This window comes from Vitreimonas sp., assembly GCF_036392335.1.
GTDB lineage: Bacteria > Pseudomonadota > Alphaproteobacteria > Caulobacterales > Aquidulcibacteraceae > Vitreimonas.
The window spans coordinates 24602-43530 of sequence record NZ_DASVYD010000053.1 but is presented as its reverse complement, the minus strand read 5'-3'; the positions used below and the strand labels follow the sequence as shown (position 1 = coordinate 43530).

Annotated in this window: 23 protein-coding genes; 12 read left to right on the top strand and 11 right to left on the bottom strand. The window is 65.4% G+C overall.

Features of this window, described 5'->3' with window-relative positions; translation table 11 throughout:
• Positions 1-58: 58 nt before the first annotated feature.
• Together VF769_RS12465 and pdxH are read right to left on the bottom strand one after the other, a co-directional pair.
• Positions 59-415, bottom strand: a complete 357-nt coding sequence (locus VF769_RS12465; protein ID WP_331008741.1) for a hypothetical protein — start codon at positions 413-415, stop codon at positions 59-61.
• Between the two features lie 61 nt (positions 416-476).
• The gene (gene pdxH / locus VF769_RS12460; RefSeq protein ID WP_331008740.1) at positions 477-1139 is read right to left on the bottom strand and encodes a pyridoxamine 5'-phosphate oxidase; all 663 of its coding nucleotides are present in this window, start codon (positions 1137-1139) and stop codon (positions 477-479) included.
• A gap of 180 nt (positions 1140-1319) precedes the next feature.
• Between pdxH and VF769_RS12455 the strand changes: the two genes are divergently transcribed.
• The 5 genes from VF769_RS12455 to VF769_RS12435 all read left to right on the top strand — a co-directional run bounded on the left by VF769_RS12455 (position 1320) and on the right by VF769_RS12435 (position 5739).
• Positions 1320-1685, top strand: a complete 366-nt coding sequence (locus VF769_RS12455) for a DUF4180 domain-containing protein (protein ID WP_331008739.1) — start codon at positions 1320-1322, stop codon at positions 1683-1685.
• A gap of 44 nt (positions 1686-1729) precedes the next feature.
• Positions 1730-2824, top strand: a complete 1095-nt coding sequence (gene aroC / locus VF769_RS12450; protein WP_331008738.1) for a chorismate synthase — start codon at positions 1730-1732, stop codon at positions 2822-2824.
• Positions 2825-2923: 99 nt separating this feature from the next.
• Positions 2924-4507 carry an AbgT family transporter gene (locus VF769_RS12445; RefSeq protein ID WP_331008737.1) on the top strand — a complete coding sequence of 528 codons (1584 nt, stop codon included), beginning with the start codon at positions 2924-2926 and terminating at the stop codon, positions 4505-4507.
• A gap of 153 nt (positions 4508-4660) precedes the next feature.
• Complete coding sequence (locus tag VF769_RS12440; RefSeq protein ID WP_331008736.1) at positions 4661-5149, top strand: hypothetical protein; 489 nt, start codon at positions 4661-4663, stop codon at positions 5147-5149.
• A 68-nt stretch (positions 5150-5217) separates the two neighbouring features.
• Positions 5218-5739, top strand: coding sequence for a hypothetical protein (locus tag VF769_RS12435; RefSeq protein ID WP_331008735.1), 522 nt, complete (start codon positions 5218-5220; stop codon positions 5737-5739).
• On the opposite strand, the gene VF769_RS12430 is transcribed toward VF769_RS12435, so the two are convergent.
• Genes VF769_RS12430 through VF769_RS12420 form a run of 3 tightly spaced genes read right to left on the bottom strand, consistent with a single transcriptional unit; the run spans position 5708 to position 8644 of the window.
• Positions 5708-6763 carry a class I SAM-dependent methyltransferase gene (locus tag VF769_RS12430; protein ID WP_331008734.1) on the bottom strand — a complete coding sequence of 352 codons (1056 nt, stop codon included), beginning with the start codon at positions 6761-6763 and terminating at the stop codon, positions 5708-5710. The genes VF769_RS12435 and VF769_RS12430 overlap by 32 nt on opposite strands.
• 10 nt (positions 6764-6773) lie before the next feature.
• Complete coding sequence (locus VF769_RS12425; RefSeq protein WP_331008733.1) at positions 6774-7337, bottom strand: YcgN family cysteine cluster protein; 564 nt, start codon at positions 7335-7337, stop codon at positions 6774-6776.
• Positions 7334-8644, bottom strand: a complete 1311-nt coding sequence (locus VF769_RS12420) for a hypothetical protein (protein WP_331008732.1) — start codon at positions 8642-8644, stop codon at positions 7334-7336. Before VF769_RS12420 ends, VF769_RS12425 begins: the two co-directional genes overlap by 4 nt.
• 53 nt (positions 8645-8697) lie before the next feature.
• Between VF769_RS12420 and VF769_RS12415 the strand changes: the two genes are divergently transcribed.
• Positions 8698-9246 (top strand): YMGG-like glycine zipper-containing protein, encoded by a 549-nt coding sequence (locus tag VF769_RS12415; RefSeq protein ID WP_331008731.1) that lies wholly within the window; start codon positions 8698-8700, stop codon positions 9244-9246.
• Between the two features lie 169 nt (positions 9247-9415).
• Here VF769_RS12415 and VF769_RS12410 read toward each other — a convergent pair whose 3' ends face one another.
• The gene (locus tag VF769_RS12410) at positions 9416-10135 is read right to left on the bottom strand and encodes a TlyA family RNA methyltransferase (protein ID WP_331008730.1); all 720 of its coding nucleotides are present in this window, start codon (positions 10133-10135) and stop codon (positions 9416-9418) included.
• A 114-nt stretch (positions 10136-10249) separates the two neighbouring features.
• On the opposite strand from VF769_RS12410, the gene VF769_RS12405 reads away from it, so the two are divergent.
• Genes VF769_RS12405 through VF769_RS12395 form a run of 3 tightly spaced genes read left to right on the top strand, consistent with a single transcriptional unit; the run spans position 10250 to position 12419 of the window.
• Positions 10250-11746, top strand: a complete 1497-nt coding sequence (locus VF769_RS12405; RefSeq protein ID WP_331008729.1) for an amidase — start codon at positions 10250-10252, stop codon at positions 11744-11746.
• A 47-nt stretch (positions 11747-11793) separates the two neighbouring features.
• Entirely contained in the window at positions 11794-12198 is a 405-nt protein-coding gene (locus VF769_RS12400; protein WP_331008728.1) for a TIGR02301 family protein, read from the top strand.
• Positions 12198-12419 carry a hypothetical protein gene (locus VF769_RS12395; RefSeq protein ID WP_331008727.1) on the top strand — a complete coding sequence of 74 codons (222 nt, stop codon included), beginning with the start codon at positions 12198-12200 and terminating at the stop codon, positions 12417-12419. Before VF769_RS12400 ends, VF769_RS12395 begins: the two co-directional genes overlap by 1 nt.
• Positions 12420-12445: 26 nt before the next feature.
• On the opposite strand, the gene VF769_RS12390 is transcribed toward VF769_RS12395, so the two are convergent.
• Complete coding sequence (locus tag VF769_RS12390; RefSeq protein WP_331008726.1) at positions 12446-12901, bottom strand: hypothetical protein; 456 nt, start codon at positions 12899-12901, stop codon at positions 12446-12448.
• 120 nt (positions 12902-13021) lie between these two features.
• Positions 13022-13858: a hypothetical protein gene (locus VF769_RS12385; RefSeq protein WP_331008725.1), complete on the bottom strand. Its 837-nt coding sequence runs from the start codon at positions 13856-13858 to the stop codon at positions 13022-13024.
• 100 nt (positions 13859-13958) lie between these two features.
• Here VF769_RS12385 and VF769_RS12380 point away from each other — a divergent pair, with 100 nt between their 5' ends.
• Positions 13959-14474 (top strand): macro domain-containing protein, encoded by a 516-nt coding sequence (locus VF769_RS12380; protein WP_331008724.1) that lies wholly within the window; start codon positions 13959-13961, stop codon positions 14472-14474.
• On the opposite strand, the gene pyrC is transcribed toward VF769_RS12380, so the two are convergent.
• Together pyrC and VF769_RS12370 are read right to left on the bottom strand one after the other, a co-directional pair.
• Entirely contained in the window at positions 14450-15499 is a 1050-nt protein-coding gene (gene pyrC, locus VF769_RS12375) for a dihydroorotase (RefSeq protein ID WP_331008723.1), read from the bottom strand. The two genes, VF769_RS12380 and pyrC, sit on opposite strands and share 25 nt — an antisense overlap.
• Positions 15496-16419 (bottom strand): glycosyltransferase family 9 protein, encoded by a 924-nt coding sequence (locus VF769_RS12370; protein ID WP_331008722.1) that lies wholly within the window; start codon positions 16417-16419, stop codon positions 15496-15498. The genes pyrC and VF769_RS12370 overlap by 4 nt, the downstream gene beginning before the upstream one ends.
• 91 nt (positions 16420-16510) lie before the next feature.
• Between VF769_RS12370 and VF769_RS12365 the strand changes: the two genes are divergently transcribed.
• Positions 16511-17332 (top strand): hypothetical protein, encoded by an 822-nt coding sequence (locus VF769_RS12365; RefSeq protein ID WP_331008721.1) that lies wholly within the window; start codon positions 16511-16513, stop codon positions 17330-17332.
• Positions 17333-17403: 71 nt separating this feature from the next.
• Positions 17404-18522: a beta-ketoacyl-ACP synthase III gene (locus VF769_RS12360; RefSeq protein ID WP_331008720.1), complete on the top strand. Its 1119-nt coding sequence runs from the start codon at positions 17404-17406 to the stop codon at positions 18520-18522.
• Here the strand turns inward: VF769_RS12360 and VF769_RS12355 are convergent.
• Positions 18519-18896, bottom strand: coding sequence for a hypothetical protein (locus VF769_RS12355; protein ID WP_331008719.1), 378 nt, complete (start codon positions 18894-18896; stop codon positions 18519-18521). The genes VF769_RS12360 and VF769_RS12355 overlap by 4 nt on opposite strands.
• Between the last annotated feature and the right edge of the window lie 33 nt (positions 18897-18929).

Genomic DNA, 18929 nt, shown 5'->3' with positions numbered 1-18929 from the left:
CTACACTTCTGTTTGGAGGCAAATAAAGCAAGCCGACGCGGACAAGGCAAACGCGGCGTCAGGCCGCCTTGGCGGTTTCTGCCGCTGGCGGCGCTTTTGCCGCGCCAAAGGCCGCGTCGAGACGGGCCTGCAAGGCGCGCGCATCGACCCGCTGCGGCGCGCCGAAGCGAAAGATCAGGCCGAAGGTCGCCGGTGCGGCGAATTGCATGAAGACGGGCGGGGCGATGCATTGGCGCGTGGGTTCGGGCCAGAGCGAGGCGATGAGCGCGGCGCGTTGCTGCGAGATGGCGGCGCGGTCGAGTTGGGCTTGGCGTGCGTCGTCAAGGGCGGGCACGAGGCGCTTCTCATGCGCCGGCGGTTTCGTCGGCATCGCCCTCAGCGCAAGCGCCGCTACCGCACGATCGAACGCCCGCACCAATGCGCCTCCTTGAGTCCCCACCAAGACTCAAACTCGGCGCGTGGCGTTGAAAGAAGCGTTAAGGGTAGAGGCGAGATTTTGACCAGGCGCTGTGCGCGGCGTCACGCGTGAACACGAGCCGATCGTGCAAGCGAAACGGCCGGTCCCGCCAAAACTCGATCGCCAGCGGAATGAGCCGGTAACCGCCCCAATGCTCCGGACGCGGCACCTCGCCCAGGCCGTACTTGGCGGCGAACTCGGCGATGCGCTTTTCAAGCGCGAGGCGATCTTCGAGTGGGCGCGATTGTTGGCTGGCCCACGCGCCGAGACGGGCGCCGCGGTCGCGACTCTGGAAGTAGGCGTCCGCCTCCTCCGCCGGCACGCGTTCAATCAGACCGCGCACGCGAACTTGGCGGCGCAAGCTCTTCCAGTGAAAGACCACCGCCGCGCGCGGGTTCGCTTCAAGTTGGCGGCCTTTGGCGCTTTCGGCGTTGGAGTAGAAGGCAAAGCCGCGGGCGTCGAAATCCTTGAGCAGGACCATGCGCACGTCAGGAAAGCCTGAGGCGTCGGCGGTGGCGAGCGCCATGGCGTTCGGGTCGTTGGGCTCCTTCTCCTTGGCGTCCTTGAACCAACGGCCGAAGAGCTCAAGCGGCTCGCCCTCCGCGAACAGCGCCGCATCGTCCGGGGGCGGCTGGGCGGCGGGATCGTATTTTGGCGAGGGCGGGATCAGATCGTTGGACAAGGCGGCGGCTCCAGCGCGAGCGCATAGCACATCCGCATCCAGACGCGCGACCGGCTGCATCCTCTGGGCCACAGGGGCTCGGAAATTCGGCAGCTATCATGCTTGTGACTTGAACAAATCTGCCGGCTCCCGATTTGGCTAGCACAGCGACCGGCCCCGCTTGGGCCTCATGAGACCATTATGATTGTTTATTCCTTGCACGGCGAACGGGTCGCCGAAATCAGCCATCGCGGCGCGGCGCTCGAGAGCGAGCGCGACGCGACCGATTTGATCGCCGAGGCGCTGAGTTCGGATGCGCGGTTTGTCGCCATTCCGGCGGAGCGGCTGAGTTCGGATTTCTTCCAGCTCAGCACGCGCAAGGCCGGCCATTTCATCCAGAAATTCATGAATTACCGGTTGCGCGTGGCGATCCTGGGCGACATCAGCGCGCATGTCGAAGCGTCTGAGCCGCTGGCGGATTTCGTACGCGAATCCAATCGGGGTCAAAATGTTTGGTTTGTGCGTGACAGCGCGGAATTAGGCATGCGGCTCGCGCCGGCGAAGTGAGCAGCGTTGCCCGCGCAAGCGGCTTGTGTCACTGACGGGACACGATGTCCCACAACACGTTTGGCCACCTTTTCCGCGTCACCACCTGGGGCGAAAGCCACGGGCCGGCGCTGGGCTGCGTGATCGATGGCTGCCCGCCCGGGCTGCCCTTGTCGGTTGCGGACATTCAATACTGGCTGAACCGACGCAAACCCGGCACCAGCCGCTTCGTGACGCAGCGCCAAGAAGCGGACGAAGTGAAAATCCTCTCCGGCGTGTTCGAAGATGATCGCACCGAAGGCCCCGTCACGACTGGCACGCCGATCTCGCTGCTGATCGAAAACACCGATCAACGCAGCAAGGATTACGGCGACATTCGCGACACCTATCGGCCGGGCCACGCGGACTATGTGTATGATGCGAAATACGGCGTGCGCGATTATCGCGGCGGCGGCAGATCGTCCGCGCGCGAAACAGCGGCGCGCGTGGCTGCCGGGGCGGTGGCGCGGCGCATCCTCGGCGATGAGGTCGTCATCCGCGCGGCGCTGGTGCAGATCGGCAAGGTGAAGATCGACCGCACGCGCTGGGATTGGAACGAGGTCGAAAACAATCCTTTCTGGTCGCCCGACGCGGAAGCCGCGAAACAATGGGAAGCCCTGCTCGATGCGACCCGCAAGGACGGCAATTCGGTCGGCGCAGTTCTCGAGGTCGAAGCGACGGGCGTGCCCGCCGGCTGGGGCGCCCCGATCTATGGCAAAATCGACGCCGAGATCGCCGGCGCGATGATGAGCATCAACGCGGTGAAGGGCGTCGAGATTGGCGCGGGCTTTGAAGCTGCGGAGCTCACTGGCGTTGAAAACGCCGACGAAATGCGCGCGGGCAATGATGGAACGCCAATCTTTCTCTCGAACCGCGCTGGCGGCGTGCTCGGCGGCATCTCGACCGGCCAGCCGATCGTCGCGCGTATCGCGATCAAGCCCACCTCGTCCATACTTACGCCGCGCCTGTCGATCACGAAGGACGGCGCGAACACGGAAGTGATGACCAAGGGCCGCCATGATCCGTGCGTGGGCATTCGCGCCGCGCCGGTGGCGGAGGCCATGCTGGCCTGTGTGCTGGCGGACGCGAAGCTGCGCCATCGCGGCCAGACGGGACGATAATCGGGCTTCCGGCTTGCCAGCCCCAGGTTTTGCCGCCAATTCCTACCCCCAAAGAAGAGCTGAGCGCACGGCGCTCGCTTGTGGGAGAGGTTCAGCGACATGGCGGAAGCGACGCAGGAACGACAGAAGGGCATTCTTGGCCTGATCGAGCGCGCGGGCAACAAATTGCCCGATCCGGTTTTCATCTTCTTCTGGCTCATCGGCATTTTGATCGCCGGCTCCGCGATCGCGGCGGCGTTTGGCTATTCCGCACAACATCCCACGCAATTGGACGAGAGCGGCCAGCCGGTGATCATCACTGCCGCCAGCATGCTCTCGCCTGAAAACATCCGCCGCCTCTGGGTGGAGATGCCGGCGACATTCACGCACTTCCACCCGCTGGGCTATGTGCTTGTGGTGATGCTGGGCGCGGGCGTTGCCGAGCGCTCGGGCTTGTTCGCGAGCGCCATGCGCGCGGGCGTGAAGGATGCGCCGAAATTTCTGCTAACCCCCGCGGTGGCGTTCGTCGGCATGATGGGCAATCTCGCCGCGGACGCCGCTTACGTGGTGCTGATCCCGCTGGCGGGCGTTTTGTACGCTGCGGCCGGGCGTCATCCGATCGCGGGTATTGCAGCGGCGTTCGCGGGCGTTTCGGGCGGCTTTTCCGCCAATTTGTTGCCGGGCCAACTCGACGCGCTGCTGTTCGGCATCACGGAAACCGCCGCCGAGCAATTGGCGCCCGGCTGGGACGCCAACATCGCTGGCAATTGGTTCTTCATCGCCGCGATGCTGTTCGTGTTCTTGCCGGTGATCTGGTTCGTTACGGACGCCATCATCGAGCCGCGCCTGAAACGCTACGCAACCCCGGACGGCGAAGCCATGCAGAATCTGGGTGACGCCAATGCGCCGCTGACAGCCGACGAAAAGAAGGGGCTTGGCCGCGCGGGTCTCGCGGCGTTGCTGGTCGTGGCGCTGTGGGCCGCGTTCGTGTTCATGCCTGGGACGCCGCTGATCGACGAAGAAGCGGCGATCCCCGAGGCGCGACTGACGCCCTTCTATCAATCGCTGGTGGCGGGCTTCTTCGTGCTCTTCCTTGCGGCGGGCTGGGCTTATGGCGCGGCCGTCGGCACGGTGAAAAACCATCGCGACGCGGTGAAGATGATGGCGGGCGCCATGGGCGACCTCTCCTATTATCTCGTGCTTGCGTTCGCGGCCGCGCACTTCGTCGCCATGTTCAATTGGTCGAACCTCGGCCTCATCTTCGCCGTGCAGGGCGCTGCGGCGATTGAGCATTCAGGCTTGCCCCTGCCGGCGCTGCTCGTGCTGATCGTAGCGTTCACGGCGCTCATCAATCTGTTCGTGGGCTCGGCCAGCGCAAAATGGGCGTTGATGGCGCCGGTGTTGGTGCCGATGATGATGCTGCTGGGCGTCAGCCCGGAAATGACCACAGCCGCCTATCGCGTCGGCGACGGCGCCACCAACATCATCACCCCGCTCATGGTCTATTTCCCGCTCGTGCTGACGTTCTGCCAACGCTGGCGCACCGATTTCGGCCTGGGCAGCCTGACGGCGACGATGCTGCCCTATTCGATGTGGATTCTGATCGTGGGCGTCGGCCTCACCTTTGCCTGGGTCTATGTCGACCTGCCGCTCGGCCCGGGCGCCGTGGTCGATTACACGCTCCCGCAAACGCCGGCGCAGTAAGCCCCAAACGGTGCGTTCGCCACCAAGCGAACGCACCGTTACAGGGACATAATTCCGCGCTTCTTGGCTTGGCGCGCGAATGGGCGTAAGAAAAATCACGCGCCGCGCGAAATGCGTACGGCGCCGAAACGGTTTGAGCCGCCGGAGCAATCCATGTTCGAGCGCATCAGCGTCCCACGCAAACCGCTTGTGCGAGCCCGCGCGGTCGCCCGGCAATTGCGTCGCCAAGCTCGCGCATTCTGGGCCGTGCCGGCGAACCAGGAGCGCACCAAGAGCTCGGCGGTCTTTGCCGCGATCTTTGCCTTCACGCTCGTGGGCGTCGATTACGTCGTCACTGGCGGCCCGGATGTGAGCCCGGGCGGCGTCGCGTATGCAATGGAAATTCCGCAGGCCGCTCCGCGCGCCGAGCATGTGGTGCGCGCAGGCCCGCTGCCGCCCACTCGACTGGAGCAAGAAGACGCCGCTGCGCTGGCGGAACCCGTGGACTATAGCTTCACTACCGAGGTTCTCCTCGGCGGTCCCGACACCGTGCTGGCGGCCTACGAGCCTTTCGCGGGCGGGGTGACGCGCGTCGGCGACAAGCCGGACGTTCAGCCGGGGGCGCTTGAAGCGGACGACGCGGTGAAGAGCAAGGCCTCGTAGACGCCGCGCGCAGCTCGACGCGGAACCCCAGGGCGACAGCTTGGTTACACGGGCGGAGGCTCGCGCCCATGCTCGATGATCGCCCCGTTTTGAAAGAACGCCTGCTCGCCTGCGCTGTATTTGGCGCCATCGCCGTGGGCGTTGTCGCCGCGTCCGATCTGATGATCACCGGGGGTTTTGACTTTCCGTCTGCAGAGCGCGACGCGCTTGCCGACACGCCGAACTATTTCCAAATCGCGGCCGAGGCGTGGTCGGAGAATTGGACCCCGGAAGCCCAAGTACGGCCCGCCGCATGGACTGGTGCTGCGCCGCCAGAGGCGCATTACACCTCTTATGATTATGAGCCCCAGACCCTGGTGGGCGCAGCGGACGAGCAGGCCCTCCAATTCGACCGATACCAAGCGCCGAGCGAGGAGGAACTGCGCCGCGAAATCGCCGAACTATACGCCGCGCTGCCGAGCAACGACGAGACGAACGCCGACGACGCAGAGGTCCATGAGCCAGGGTACGGCGATGAGAGCTATGTGGAAGCGGCGCCCACGAATGAAAAAGGCGAATTTAGCGCTTCCGGAAACGCGTCACCTTGGTGAGGAAGGCGGTCTCGACCTCCTCCACGTCAAAGCCGTGCTCGCCAAAGATCGCGGCGAAATCCTCGTTGAGATAGCTCCCATAATAAGGCTCGTGAAAGCCGATCGGGAAATATTCGAGCATCTGATCAAGATCGGCAGTGTCGCCAGTCTGAATTGAATCCGCCAGCACAAACACGCCGCCCGGCTTCACGATACGGGCAATCTCACGCGCGGCGTCGCGGCGAATGCGCGGCGGCAATTCGTGGAAGAGATAGACGCAGGTGGCGGCGTCAAAGCTCGCGTCTTCAAACGGCGCCTGCTCCACCGCGCCATTGATCACTTCGACCTGGCGCCAATCGCTCAACCGCTTGCGCGCCTCCTCGCAATAGGCCGGAGATAGATCCAGCCCGGTCGCATTGATGCGCGGATACGCTGCCAGAATCTGGCGCAGGAAGCGACCGTTACCGCAGGCGAGGTCGATGAGCTTCACGCGCCGCTGGTCCGTACCGCGAATGGCGCGCGCCAGTGAACCCATGGCGATGCGGCGCATCGCGTCGGCCGCGCCGCCAAACAAGATTTCGACCTGTGTGTCGTAAAGCTTGGCGCTGTCGGCGCTCAGCCAGCCGTCGGTCTGGTAATGGAAGTTCTGCAAATAATAGGTCGGGTAGCGGCCCTCGCCCTTGGCTTGCTCGCGCACTTCCGTGCCGTCGCGTTCGAGCCGGCGCTGATCGACCTTGGGCAGATCGCGGAAGAAATTCGCGGAATTGCGCAGCGCGCTGATGGCGCGCTCAAGGCGCACGTCCTGTGGGGCGGGATAGAGCCCCGCTTCGATATTGGCCCGATCCTTGGCGAAGAGATCGAGAAAGGCGGCGCGGATGCGGGCGGGATCACCGCTCTCGGCTTGCGGTTTGAATTTGGGCTCGCCCGGCCGATCGAACGGCCCGGATATGCGGCGCGCCAGCAGATACTGGCTGAGATACCAAGCCACGCGCGCGCCTTGAGCGGCGGCGTAACGCGCACGGCCAATGTCGCGCATCAAGCTCATGATCGCGATATTATTCGCTCGCGCCGCCGCGTCGAGGCGACGTTTTGGCCTTGCGCCAGCCTTTCGGCGGTTGCTCCAGAGGTTCGGGCCAATTGATGATGCGCTTCATCAGGCCCGCCATTTTCAGCCGGCCTTCGGGGCGGGTTTTGTTCTTGGCCGACGCGTTGGCGATATGCACGCTTTCGAACGTGCCCGAGATCAAAGGGTGCCACCAATAGAGGTCGCGGCCTTCGGCGACGAGGCGATAGGCGCAGGTGCCAGGCAGCCAATCGAGCTTTGGCACATTTTTCGGCGTGAGCTGCACGCAATCGGGGACGTATTGCTTCCGCTCGGCGTAGTTGCTGCATTGGCAGGCGGCGGTGTCGAAAAGCTTGCACGAGACGTCGGTGCGATAGAGCACGCCAGTATCGGCGTCCTCTAAGCTTATGACGCAGCATTTGGAGCAGCGATCACAAAGCGCCTCCCACTCAGCCTTATTCATTTCCTTGAGCGATTTGGTGCGCCAGAAATTCGGCGCGATCGTCTCCGGCTCTTTCGGCTTTGCGCGGCGATCGAGCAGCGTGATCTTTTTCATCGCTCGAACGCCCCCACGACTTCAGTGTGCGGGCTCCAGCGGAACTGATCGACAGGCGTGACGTGTGTGAGCGTGAAGCCGTGCTCGATCAGCACTTTGATGTCGCGCGCGAATGAAGCCGGATCGCACGAGACATACGCCAGCTTGCGGATCGGCGCGCGGGCGATCTGTTCGGCTTGCAGGCGCGCGCCCGAGCGCGGCGGGTCGATGATCGCGCCATCGAATTTCTTCATTTCAAGCGCGGAGATCGGCGTGCGCAGCAGATCGCGGCGCAGCGTGCTCACCTCTTTCAGCGCGCCGCCCGCGCCGTCGGCGGCCTTCTTCAAAGCGATCAGCATTTCGTTGTCTGTTTCGGCGGCGACGACTTCCGCATGCTCGGCGGCGCGCAGCGCGAAGGTGCCGATTCCCGAAAAGAGATCGATGACGCGGTTCGAACCCTTGACGGCGTCCAGCGCGAGGCGTGCGAGCGTCTCTTCGCCAGCGGCGGTGGGTTGCAGGAAAGCGCCCGGCGGCGGCGCGACCATCGCCTTGCCCATACGTAGCAGCGGCTTTTTGCGTTCGACGATCGGTTCGCCGTCGATGGATAGACGCGCGAGGTCGAGATCGTTGGCGATGGCGCTGAGCGCTTCCAGGGCGGCGCGATGCAAAAGCTCAGCGCGGCCAGCGCCCTTCACGGCGACATCAATGCCAGTATCAGTGAGCAAGCAATGGATCGTGATCTCCCCGCGCTGCGGCAGTGTCATCTCCGCAAGCGGGGCGAGCTTGAGCGCCAATGCTTCAAGCGGGGGCGCGAGCACGGGGCATTGGCTGATCGGCGTAAGCTTGGCGCCGCCGCGTTCGATAAAGCCAATGCGCACTTGGCCGCCCAAACGGGCGGCATGAAAGGCGGCGCGACGCCGGCCTGCGCCCCAGGCCGCGATGGTGGGCTCCACTTGCACGGCGCCGAAGCCGCGCTTGTTGAGCGCGTCTTGCACCTGGGCGCGCTTCCACTCCAAGTACGGCGCGTCTTGCCAATGCTGCAGCTGGCAGCCGCCGCAGCGGCCGAAATGGCGGCATGCCGGCGCTTGGCGCTCGGCGCTGGGCGCCAGCACTTCCAGCACCTCGGCGCGGTCGCCGATGACGCGGGCGCGGATTTTCTCCCCAGGCAGCGCGAACGGCGCATAGATGAGCCCCGCCCCGCCCTCGGCGGTGGCGTCGCCGCGCGCGCCGACGGCCGTCACCTCCAGGATTCGCTCCTCGGGCGCAGGCGGCGCACGGCCCCCGGCCTGGTTCGGCCGGCTCCTCGACATGCGGTTCACTCGCTTCATGCGCCGTTCAGGTTGCCTCTGCTTTGTTCCGGGCCGACAGACAGGAGCGCATCATGCGAGGTCAAGCTTTCTTCGCCGCAACGGCCATGGCGGTCGCCCTCGTGGGCGCAGTCCAGCCCGCCGCCGCGCAGCAATACCCCACCTACCACGATGCGCACGTCGCCAACCAGCAACAGTGCCAGCAATCTCGCAATAACCGCACCGTCACCGGCGCGCTGATCGGCGGTATCGCCGGCGCCCTGCTTGGCCGCGAAGTCGCGGATCGCGGCGTACGCGGCGAAGGCGCACTTCTGGGTGCGGTCGTCGGCGCAACAGCCGGTGGCGCGATCGGCCGGACCTCGGCGCAATGCGGACAGGTCCCGCAAGGCTCCTACGATCCGTATTACGGCCAATCCTACCAATACAATCAGGACGACCCCTATCGTTCCAGCGACGACAGCGGCCTCTATGGCGGCCCGTATCGCGAGTCGAACTATCGCGGCGATTACAACCGCGACTGCCGCATGGGCGAACAAATCACGCGCGACCCGTACGGGCGCGAGTATCGCGAGCAAGTCATGATGTGCCGCGGCTCCGACGGCGTGTGGCGCCCGGACTATTAAGCTCCATAGTACGAACCCTCGTACAAATGACTGGCCCCGGTGTGCAAACGCCGGGGTCAATTTTTTGCTCTTCGGACCGCCGGCTTCCAGCCGGCAACGGTCCTTGATCCTGCACCTTGCGTGCAAATCTGAACAAAGATGCCGGCTGGAAGCCGGCGGTCCGAAGGGTTTAGCGGCGCGCGTGCGCGAGCAGTTCGAGATTCCCGTCGCCGCCGCGGATCGGGGAATCCATCACGCCTTTGATGCGAAAACCGCTGAGACCATCGAGCGCTTCGATCGCGGTATTCGCCGCGGCGCGGGCGATGTCTTCGCTAGGCAAACCGCCATGGCCGGGGCCGGTTTCGAATTGGGGTTTGATCAGCGTGACAAGATCCGCATGCTTCGCGGCCAATGCGAGTGGCGCGGCGAGCACTTTGGCGGCGCCGATGAAACTGGCGTCGCACACGATAAGCGTGGGCGGCTCGGGGATGAGTTCACGCGTCAGCGTGCGCGCATCGGTGCGTTCGAGATTCACGACGCGCGGATCGTCGCGCAAGCTCGCATGCAATTGGCCTTGGCCGACATCGACAGCATATACTTTGGCTGCGCCGCGCGAGAGCAGCACATGCGTGAAGCCGCCGGTCGAAGCGCCGACATCAAGACAGATGCGGCCCTCGGGATTTATGCCGAAGGCCTCTAGCGCCGCCGCCAATTTCACGCCGCCGCGAGACACCCACGGGTGCGGCGGAATAAGTGCGAGCGCGGCGTCCTCGGCGATCAGGTCGGCCGGCTTATCCACAGGCGCGCCGTTGGCCGTCACCCCACCCGCTTCAATTGCGGCGCGCGCCTTGGCGCGGCTCTCGGCGAGGCCGCGCGCGACAAGCAGGAGGTCGGCGCGCATCCGGGTCATCGCGCTCTCGTGACGCGCGCTTGCCGTCGAGGCAAGCCTTGATCGTCGGCGCCGTACGGGCAAGTGTCCCCTCGAAGCCGCGCCGGGACGAGCACGGCCAAGGGGAGCACGCTCATGGGATTTTCACGTCGCGCCTTAATGGCGAACGCCGTCGCGCTGACCGCCATGGTCGCCGGCTGCGCCAGCAGCGAGACCCCCGCACCTTCTTCCACGAACACCGACGCGCTGGGTGATCACGACGCCACCGGCGTCGCAGCGCGCATTCGCTCTGGCGAGATCACGGCGGCCGAAGCCCTAGAAGCGGCGATCGCACGTAGTGAACGCGTGAATGGGCAGCTGAATTTCATCGCCACGCCGATGTTGGACTACGGCCGTGCGCGCGCCGCCGCGCGGCTGAGCGGACCGTTTGCGGGCGTGCCCACTCTGATCAAGGACTTGATGCCGATGGTCGGCCAGCCGACCAAGTACGGCAGCCGCGCGTTCGCGAATTTCGTGCCGACCGAGCAGCCGCCCTACATGGATGCGCTGCTGGCCGCCGGCCTCGTGCCCTTCGGCAAATCGACCACGCCCGAGTTTGGTTTGACGGCGACGACCGAAACCTTGATCAGCGGCGACACGCATAATCCGTGGGACGTCACGCGCTCTTCCGGCGGCTCCTCCGGCGGCGCGGCCGTGGCGGTGGCGGCGCGCGTGGTACCGATCGCGCATGCGAGCGATGGCGGCGGCTCGATCCGCATTCCCGCCTCCTGCAACGGCTTGTTCGGCCTCAAGGCGTCACGCGGGCGTAGCGTATTGGGCGGGCGGCCCGACAGCGGCATCGACATCTCCGTAAACGGCTGCGAGAGCATCAGCGTGCGCGATACCGCGGCTTGGATTGCAGCGACGGAGCAGACCGGCGCGGGCGCGGCGTTTGCTCCCGTGGGGTTGGTGTCTGGCCCGAGCACGCAAAGGCTGCGCATCATCGTCGATATTCCGAACGCGCTTGGCAACGATCCCGACCCGGAAGTGCGCGCCGCAATTGAAGGCGTGGCGGAGCTTTGCCGCTCGCTCGGCCACCACGTGCGCGAGCAACGTGTGGCCATCAATGGCCGTCAGTTTAGCGACGACTTCACGCTGCTCTGGGCGGCTGGCGCGGCGGAGGTTGTGGCGATGGTGCAAAGCCAAGCGCCGAATGTGCCGCTGGAGCATTTGCTTGAGCCGCTGACGATTGATTTGGCGCGGCATGCACAACAGCAAGGCGAAGCGGCGCTTGGCGCCGCCGTCGGCCGCCTGCGCGCGATCGAAGCGCAATACGCGGCTTTGTTCGAGAGCGTGGACGTGATGCTGACGCCCGTGTTGGGCAAGCCGCCGGTGCCGCTTGGCCAAATCGGCGGCCCGCGCGGCATCGCCGTGTTTGAGACGCTGCCGGATTATGTCGGCTACACGCCGCTGCAGAACGTGGCCGGCGCGCCGGCGATGAGCGTGCCGCTGGCGTGGTCCGCGGCCGGATTGCCGATCGGGGCGCATTTCTCGGCCGCCAAGGGCCAGGAGCGGCGGCTTTTGGAACTGGCGTATGAATTGGAACAGGCTAGACCGTGGGCCAGCCGTCGGCCCGGGGTGAACGCCGGCTGAGTTTTCGTTCCATACTCCCGCCCCGTTTGGATTTTACCGGGAAGCCCATGAAGCTCCGTTCTCTTGCTTGCGCAGCCGTGCTTGCCGCCGCCCTGGCTGCGCCCGCCTTCGCGCAACAACAGCCGGCGCAACCGCGCCAGGGCGAACCGGTGCGCGGCGAGGATTGGTATCGCGGGCAGCTGGTTGAGCTCTCCGAGGTGCTGGGCGGCGCGCACTATCTGCGCATCCTGTGCGACGGACGCGGTGATCAGCGATGGCGCGATTACATGCGCGGCGTCATTGAACGTGAGCCGACCTACAACGCCCTGCTCGTGGAAGGCTTCAACCGCGGCTATCGCAACGAAGAAGCGCGCTTCCCGACCTGCGATCAGACCACACGGCAGATGGAGGCCGAATTGCGCGCGCGCGGCCTGCGCGTGGCGCAGGGCTTGAGCGCACGGCACGCCAACTGATGGCCGAGCATGATCCAGATAAGAAGGGCCGCGCGCTGGCGCTGATCCTTGATGCGTGGGAGGCGGCGCTTGCCGAAGGCGCAGAGCCCGAAGTGATCGCGTCCGTGGCGATCTATGCTGCGTTGGCGGATATGGTCGATCGGCACGGCGCGGAAGCGGTCGCGGATTTTTGCGAAACGCTGCCGGCGCGCGCGCGCGCGGGCGAATTCACTTTGAAATGAACCCTCTCCCTTGCGGAGAAGGGGAATCAGCGCGAAGCCCACACATCTTCCAGCCAGGCACTCTCCGGCATGCCCGGCTCGCGATAGCCGTTGCGCGCGAGATAGAGGTGACGCGCGATTTCGGCTTGGCGTTCGATGTTGTACTTCGCGAGTTTCTGCGGCAGCGGTTTGTAGCGATAGGCGCGTTTGCCGAGTGCGCGCAATTTGGCGCCGGCGAGCACGACGCCTTTTGCGGCCTGCCAGACGTGCGTGAGTTCGTGCACGAACCAGCCCTGCTCATCAATCGAAGCGCTCGAGAAGTCGCGACGCGCGCGCCAGCGCGAAAACACAATCGTATGGCCGCGCGGCACCATCGCGCCGAATCCCAGCGCGCGCGGCGCTTGGAGCACGCGCACACGCGGCCAATCGATCTCGTCGCCGAACATCGTGCGGCCGAGTTTGATTTCGCCAGGCGTCAGCGCGCGCCGGCCCCAGGTGGGCATGAAGTCCGCCATGGGCGTGATTGTGCGCGCAAGCATGGCGAAAAAGAAGCGGCCCGGCGGTGGGGCCGGGCCGCTCGAAGGCGCGCGTGTGGGAGCGGGAGGCGCGCGCCGGGGCAAGACTTACGGTTCGCGGGTGACCTGATATTCCCCAGTTTGTGTGCGGGTTTCGCCGTTGCGGCCGGTGATGGTGCGCGAGACGACGCCCGTGCCGTCGCCATTGCCGACGCGTTCTTGATCGACTGAGCGGCTCGTGCCGTCGGCGTAGGTCACATCGCGGGACCGCGTGGCGCCGTTCTCGGTGCGGGTGCGGGTTTGATCCCAGCTGGTTTGGCCGCCGCTCCGGTTGGTGACGGCGCCCGAAGAAGAGCACGAACCATCCGCACAGGATGCGCTGGATGAACGGTTGATCGATGTGCCGTCCTCAAATGTGGCTGAGGAATTCACGCTACGCACGCCGTCTTGGCGGCTGACATCGCGCTGATAATCGACTTGGCCGGCGTGCGTGGTGTTGATGTCGCCGCTGATGGTGCGACCGGTTTCGGTTTGTGTCGCGGTGAATTCGCCCGTTTGGATACGGGTCTCGCCGTTGCGGCCGGTGACTTCGCGCGAGGCGGAATACGTGCCCTCGCCCGTGCGCAGCACGTCGGTATCGACGCTGCGTTGTGAGCCGTTGGCGTAAGTCGCGGTGCGATCACGCGTGTATGTGCCGTCCTCGCGGCTCCAAGCGCGGTCGTCTTGCGTCGAGCGGGCACGGCCGTTCGGGCCGGTGACGCTGCTATCGCGCGAGCGTGAGCCGCGTTCGCGTACGGTTTCGGCGGCGCCTGTGAACGTACCACGTTGCGTGGCGACTTGGCCCTGCGCGCGGCGCGTACGGGCGTCGGCATAATCAAACGCGGCCGAAACGGTCAGCGTCGCCATGGCGATGGCGGCGACGGCCGCAAAATTCTTCAGGAGCATCTGTCCCTCTCCGGTAAGCAATGTCCTCGCTGCTTCTCAAACGGGAGACGTCGCCAAACCCGTCGCGACTTTTTGGGTTAAAGCGGCTAACCTTGCGGACATGAGTGCGCCGTTCGAAATCATGGTGGGCCGTATCGAGACCCTGGCGGTGGACGCCGTGGTCAACGCCGCCAATCGCCAGCTCATGCCGGGCAGCGGCGTCGATGGCGCATTGCGCCAAGCGGCTGGCCCCGAGCTCACCCGCTACACCGCGACCCTTCCGCCGCTCGATGTGGGCGATGCCGTGCTAACGCCGGGCTTCGGGCTCCCCGCCAAATACGTGATCCACACAGCCGCACCAGTCTGGACCAATCCGGGGCCTGAAGGTGAGAAGGTCGCAGGGCTAGCGCGGTGTTATATGAAATCGATCGAGCTTGCGGCGGCGCGGTCGTTCACATCGATGGCGTTTCCCTGCCTCGGCACCGGCAATTATGGTTGGCCGCGCGGTTTTGCTTGCGGCATCGCCATTGCGGCGTGCGAGCAAGCGTTGCCGCAGGCGCCCTCACTCACGCGCGTGATCTTCTGCTGCTTCACTGAAAGCGACGCGTCGCTCTATCGCGCGGCGTTTGAAGGCTGAAGACGCCACGCGAGCGTAGCGCCTGCGTGGAACGGCACAATCTCGGTTCCGCCGGCGCTGATCCGGTCGGGGACGGATTGAGCCTCGCGCACGAGCGTGATGCGCTCTTCGTTGAGCGGCAGCCCATAGAAACGCGGGCCGTTCTCCGAGGCGAAAGCCTCAAAGCGATCCATCGCGCCTTCTTCGTCGAACACCTTGGCATAACTTTCGAGCGCGTGCGGCGCACAGAAGACGCCGGCGCAGCCGCAAGCCGCCTCCTTGGCGTGGACAGCGTGCGGCGCTGAATCGGTGCCGAGGAAAAACTTAGGCGAGCCGGAAATTGCGGCTTTGCGCAGCGCCAAGCGGTGATGCTCGCGTTTGGCGACGGGCAGGCAATAAAAGTGCGGGCGGATGCCGCCCTCGAACATGGCGTTGCGATTGTAGTCTAAATGATGCGGCGTGATCGTCGCCGCGAGCGTAGCCGGGCCTTCGGCGACAAAATTCGCCGCCTCCTCCGTGGTGATGTGCTCAAGCACGATCTTGAGCGCGGGAAAATCGCGCACGAGCTTGGACAAGATGCGATCGATGAACACGGCTTCGCGGTCGAAGATATCGACGTGCTTATCCGTGACCTCGCCGTGCAGCAGCAACGGCATGCCGATGCGCTGCATCGTTTCCAGGGCGGCATGGATATTCTTGATGTCCGTCACGCCGTGGCTGGAATTGGTCGTCGCGTGCGCGGGATAGAGTTTGCACGCGGTGAAGACGCCAGCGGCGAACCCGCGCTCGATCTCGCCGGCGTCGATATTGTCCGTCAGATAGCACGTCATCAACGGCGTGAAGGAAAGCCCCGGCTCAAGTGCTGCTAGAATGCGCGATCTGTAGGCCTCGGCCGCCGCGACCGTGGTGACGGGCGGATTGAGGTTGGGCATCACGATGGCGCGCGCGAATTGCCGGGCGGTGAAGTTCACGACACCAGCGAGCATCGGCCCGTCTCTGAGATGGACGTGCCAATCGTCAGGCCGGCGCATCATGAATGTGCTCATCTTAAGCCCCCGGCATGCAGCAGATCGAGCGCGGCGGCTTCCACCGCGTCGATGCTGACATCCTCCATTGCGCCGCGCCCGTCTAGCTCCGGCTGCGCGGCGATTTGCTCCAAAGAACGGCCGCGCAGCGTGCGCGTACGCGGGCCATAGGGCGCGCGGACACGTTCGTCCGTCGGGCCGAACAGCGTGAGCGTCGGCGCGCCGACGGCGGCGGCGATGTGGGTCAGCGCATTGTCGTTGCCAAGGCAAAGCGTGGCGCGCTCCATGAGGGCGGCGGCGGCGAGCAGATCAACGCCCGCGCCGAGATCGGTGGCGGGTACGCCGTCGGCGTCCAGGCTTGAGGTGATCAAGCGCGTGATCTCCGCGTCGCGCGGGGCGGCGCCCATGCTGAGCACACGCGCGTTGGCGATGGCGCCGGTGGCGAGACGACGCGCGACAGCCGCGAAGCGCTCGTGCGGCCAGCGTTTGGCGCTTGAGACGCCGCCGGGCGCGAGGATGATGAGCGGCGCGGCGTCCGGCGCGATCTCGGCGGCGCGCTGACGCGCGGTTTCATCAAGCCAAAGTTTCGGCTCCAGCCCACGTTCGGCGCCGACGAGTTCGGCCCAATCCTCCACGCGGTGGCGCAAGCGTTCGGGCGGCTTAAGCGTGAGACGGCGCGCTGCGGCAAGCGTGCGCCCGAGCAGGCCGTTCCGTGCATCGATCAGGACGTCGAAGCGTGTGCGCATCAGGCTGAGCCATAACGTGAGACCCTCCGTCTGGTGCAGCGCGATGAGACCCGGCGCAGCGCGGAAGAGTGGCGCGGCGTCGGGGGCGCAGACGACAGTAAGCTTGTCCCCGTCGTGCAGCTCATGCGCCAAAGCGCCCGTGGCGAGCACGGTTTCGCCGAGATCGGCGGGGGCGAGGAAGAGCACGTTGGCCATAGCTATGCGGGGGTTAGGGGCGCCCCTCGTAAAAGCCAAGTCAACAAGCCGAAGGGTTGCAGCGGCTGGGCCGGCGGGCCAAGTGGTCGCCATGACCGGCCCCACCCGCCTCGACCGCACCCTGATCCGCATTTCTGGACCGGATGCGCGCAAATTCCTGAACAACGTGCTGACGCAGGAACTCGACCGGCTGGAGCAGGCGCCGGTGGTTTACGCTGCCCTGCTTAGCCCTCAGGGCAAGGTGCTGGCCGATATGTTCGTTTGGGCCGACCCGGATGGCGTGCTGCTGGATGTCGATCCAGCGCGCGGCGAGGACCTCTTCCGCCGCCTCTCGATGTATAAGCTCCGCGCCGAGGCGAAGCTGGAAGATGTGAGTACGCAGTTCGACGTGCTGGTGAACGACGCGCCGTTTGAGGCCGCCGTCGCTGATCCGCGCTTGGCGGCGTTGGGCTGGCGCAAGATTGGGGCGAAAGACACGACAATCACGGATGGCGCGGCAGCGTACGAAGCGCGGCGCATCGCGCTTGGCGTGCCGGATTTGGCGCGGGATGCGGGGCCGGATGAGGTGTTCGCACTCGAAGCCTTGCTCGATGAGCTGAACGGCGTCGATTTCCACAAAGGCTGCTTCGTCGGCCAGGAGAACGTCAGCCGAATGAAGCGGCGGGCGACGACGCGGAAGAAATTCTGCCCGATCGTGTTCGAAGGTGAGCCGCCGGCCTACGGGACGCCGGTGCTGGCGGGCGCGGCGGAGCTCGGCAGCGTGCGGACGGGCGCGAACGGCCGGGCTTTGGCCCTGCTCCGGCTCGACCGGGCGCTGGCGGCCGAGGCGCCGCTGACCGCCGGCGGCAAGGAAATCAGGCTCGATCCCCCGGATTGGCTGCTTCTACCCCCTGCCGCTGGGGCGGGTGATTGACGGAACTTGCCCCCAGGGTCTAACCGCGTGGACCGCAGGCGGCTGGGGGCCGCGCCAGGGGACAGAGCGCTTTGACCGTCGTCATCTCCGCAACCGGCCTCTACACGCCGCCCTTCTCGATTTCGAACGCCGAATTGGTGGCCTCGTTCAACACCTATGTTGAGCGCTTCAACGCCGAGCACGCCGCAGCGATCGCCACTGGCGCGAAGCAGGCGCTGTTGCCGTCGAGCGTGGAATTCATCGAGAAGGCCTCCGGCATCAAGCATCGCTTCGTGCTCGAAAAAGACGGCATGCTCGATGTCGACCGCATGGTGCCGATCATTCCCGAGCGGCCGAACGAGGCGCTCTCGCTGCAAGCCGAAGTCTCCGTTGCCGCCGCGAAGCAAGCCTTGGAGCGCGCCGGCCGCGATCCGGCGGACGTGGACGCTGTGATCTGCTCGTGTTCGTCGCTGCAACGGCCTTATCCGGCGTTGGCGATCGAAGTGCAGAACGCTTTGGGCGCGGGCGGCTTTGGCTATGACATGAATGTCGCCTGTTCATCGGCGACATTCGCCATCCAAAATGCGAGCGACATCATTCGCGCCGGCCATGCGCGTTCGGTGCTGGTGGTGAACCCGGAGCTCTGCACCGGCCATTTGAATTTGCGTGACCGCGATACGCATTTCATTTTCGGCGACGCGGCGGTGGCGATCCTGGTGGAGCGCGCCGATATGGCGCCGCCGGGGGCGTGGGCGATCCTAGGGTCGAAGCTGCAGACGCGCTTTTCCAACAACATCCGCAACAATTTCGGCTTCCTCAATCGCGGCGACGAAGCCCATCGCGATGATCCCGACAAACTGATCACGCAACAGGGCCGCAAAGTGTTCAAGGAAGTGGTGCCGATGGTGTCGGAGATGATCCTCCAGCACATGGCCGAGCTTGATCTGAAGCCCAGCGATCTGAAGCGGCTCTGGCTGCACCAGGCCAATTCAAACATGAACCGGCTGATCGCCGAGCGGGTGTTGGGTCACGAAGCCAGCCAGGAGGAAGCGCCGACCGTGCTCGACACCTATGGCAACACCGCCGGCGCCGGCTCGATCATCGCGTTCCATCTGCACTCAAACGATTTCAAGGCCGGCGACCGCGGCCTCATCTGCTCGTTTGGCGCCGGCTACAGCGCGGGTTCGATCTTCGTGCAGCGCGCCGCTTAGCAGCGCTGGGAAATGCCGACCGAGCCGTCCGGGTTGCCGATCAGGATCTGATTCTGATTCAGCACCTGCGCGCGCAGTGGGAAAGAGCCAGCCGCGCCCGACATAGTGATGATGTCGCCGGCAAGCGTCCAACGGCCCGGCGCGCCGCCGATCTGGTAGGTGCCATCCGCATTGAACACGACCGCAGCGTTACAATCGCCATTGTCGCCCCAACGGCCGACAAGAAACTCCCGCGTCAGCGGGATGGCGCCGGCTTGCTCACCGACGGGCGCCGCCGCGGCCGGCGCAGCGGCTTGAGGGGCCGCCGGCGCCTCGGCGGCAGGCGAACAGGCGGCGATCACCAACGCAGCCGCAACAACACTCAAACGCTTCATAGCTTCCCCCAAATACAAAACGGGCGCTCCGAA

Bases quoted from the DNA above. Each gene is read 5' to 3' on its own strand.
- VF769_RS12455 (WP_331008739.1), top strand. From the start codon at position 1,320: ATGATTGTTTATTCCTTGCACGGCGAACGGGTCGCCGAAATCAGCCAT.
- aroC (WP_331008738.1), top strand. From the start codon at position 1,730: ATGTCCCACAACACGTTTGGCCACCTTTTCCGCGTCACCACCTGGGGC.
- VF769_RS12445 (WP_331008737.1), top strand. From the start codon at position 2,924: ATGGCGGAAGCGACGCAGGAACGACAGAAGGGCATTCTTGGCCTGATC.
- VF769_RS12440 (WP_331008736.1), top strand. From the start codon at position 4,661: ATGTTCGAGCGCATCAGCGTCCCACGCAAACCGCTTGTGCGAGCCCGC.
- VF769_RS12435 (WP_331008735.1), top strand. From the start codon at position 5,218: ATGCTCGATGATCGCCCCGTTTTGAAAGAACGCCTGCTCGCCTGCGCT.
- VF769_RS12430 (WP_331008734.1), bottom strand. From the start codon at position 6,763: ATGAGCTTGATGCGCGACATTGGCCGTGCGCGTTACGCCGCCGCTCAA.
- VF769_RS12425 (WP_331008733.1), bottom strand. From the start codon at position 7,337: ATGAAAAAGATCACGCTGCTCGATCGCCGCGCAAAGCCGAAAGAGCCG.
- VF769_RS12420 (WP_331008732.1), bottom strand. From the start codon at position 8,644: ATGAAGCGAGTGAACCGCATGTCGAGGAGCCGGCCGAACCAGGCCGGG.
- VF769_RS12415 (WP_331008731.1), top strand. From the start codon at position 8,698: ATGCGAGGTCAAGCTTTCTTCGCCGCAACGGCCATGGCGGTCGCCCTC.
- VF769_RS12410 (WP_331008730.1), bottom strand. From the start codon at position 10,135: ATGACCCGGATGCGCGCCGACCTCCTGCTTGTCGCGCGCGGCCTCGCC.
- VF769_RS12405 (WP_331008729.1), top strand. From the start codon at position 10,250: ATGGGATTTTCACGTCGCGCCTTAATGGCGAACGCCGTCGCGCTGACC.
- VF769_RS12400 (WP_331008728.1), top strand. From the start codon at position 11,794: ATGAAGCTCCGTTCTCTTGCTTGCGCAGCCGTGCTTGCCGCCGCCCTG.
- VF769_RS12395 (WP_331008727.1), top strand. From the start codon at position 12,198: ATGGCCGAGCATGATCCAGATAAGAAGGGCCGCGCGCTGGCGCTGATC.
- VF769_RS12390 (WP_331008726.1), bottom strand. From the start codon at position 12,901: ATGCCCACCTGGGGCCGGCGCGCGCTGACGCCTGGCGAAATCAAACTC.
- VF769_RS12385 (WP_331008725.1), bottom strand. From the start codon at position 13,858: ATGCTCCTGAAGAATTTTGCGGCCGTCGCCGCCATCGCCATGGCGACG.
- VF769_RS12380 (WP_331008724.1), top strand. From the start codon at position 13,959: ATGAGTGCGCCGTTCGAAATCATGGTGGGCCGTATCGAGACCCTGGCG.
- pyrC (WP_331008723.1), bottom strand. From the start codon at position 15,499: ATGAGCACATTCATGATGCGCCGGCCTGACGATTGGCACGTCCATCTC.
- VF769_RS12370 (WP_331008722.1), bottom strand. From the start codon at position 16,419: ATGGCCAACGTGCTCTTCCTCGCCCCCGCCGATCTCGGCGAAACCGTG.
- VF769_RS12365 (WP_331008721.1), top strand. From the start codon at position 16,511: ATGACCGGCCCCACCCGCCTCGACCGCACCCTGATCCGCATTTCTGGA.
- VF769_RS12355 (WP_331008719.1), bottom strand. From the start codon at position 18,896: ATGAAGCGTTTGAGTGTTGTTGCGGCTGCGTTGGTGATCGCCGCCTGT.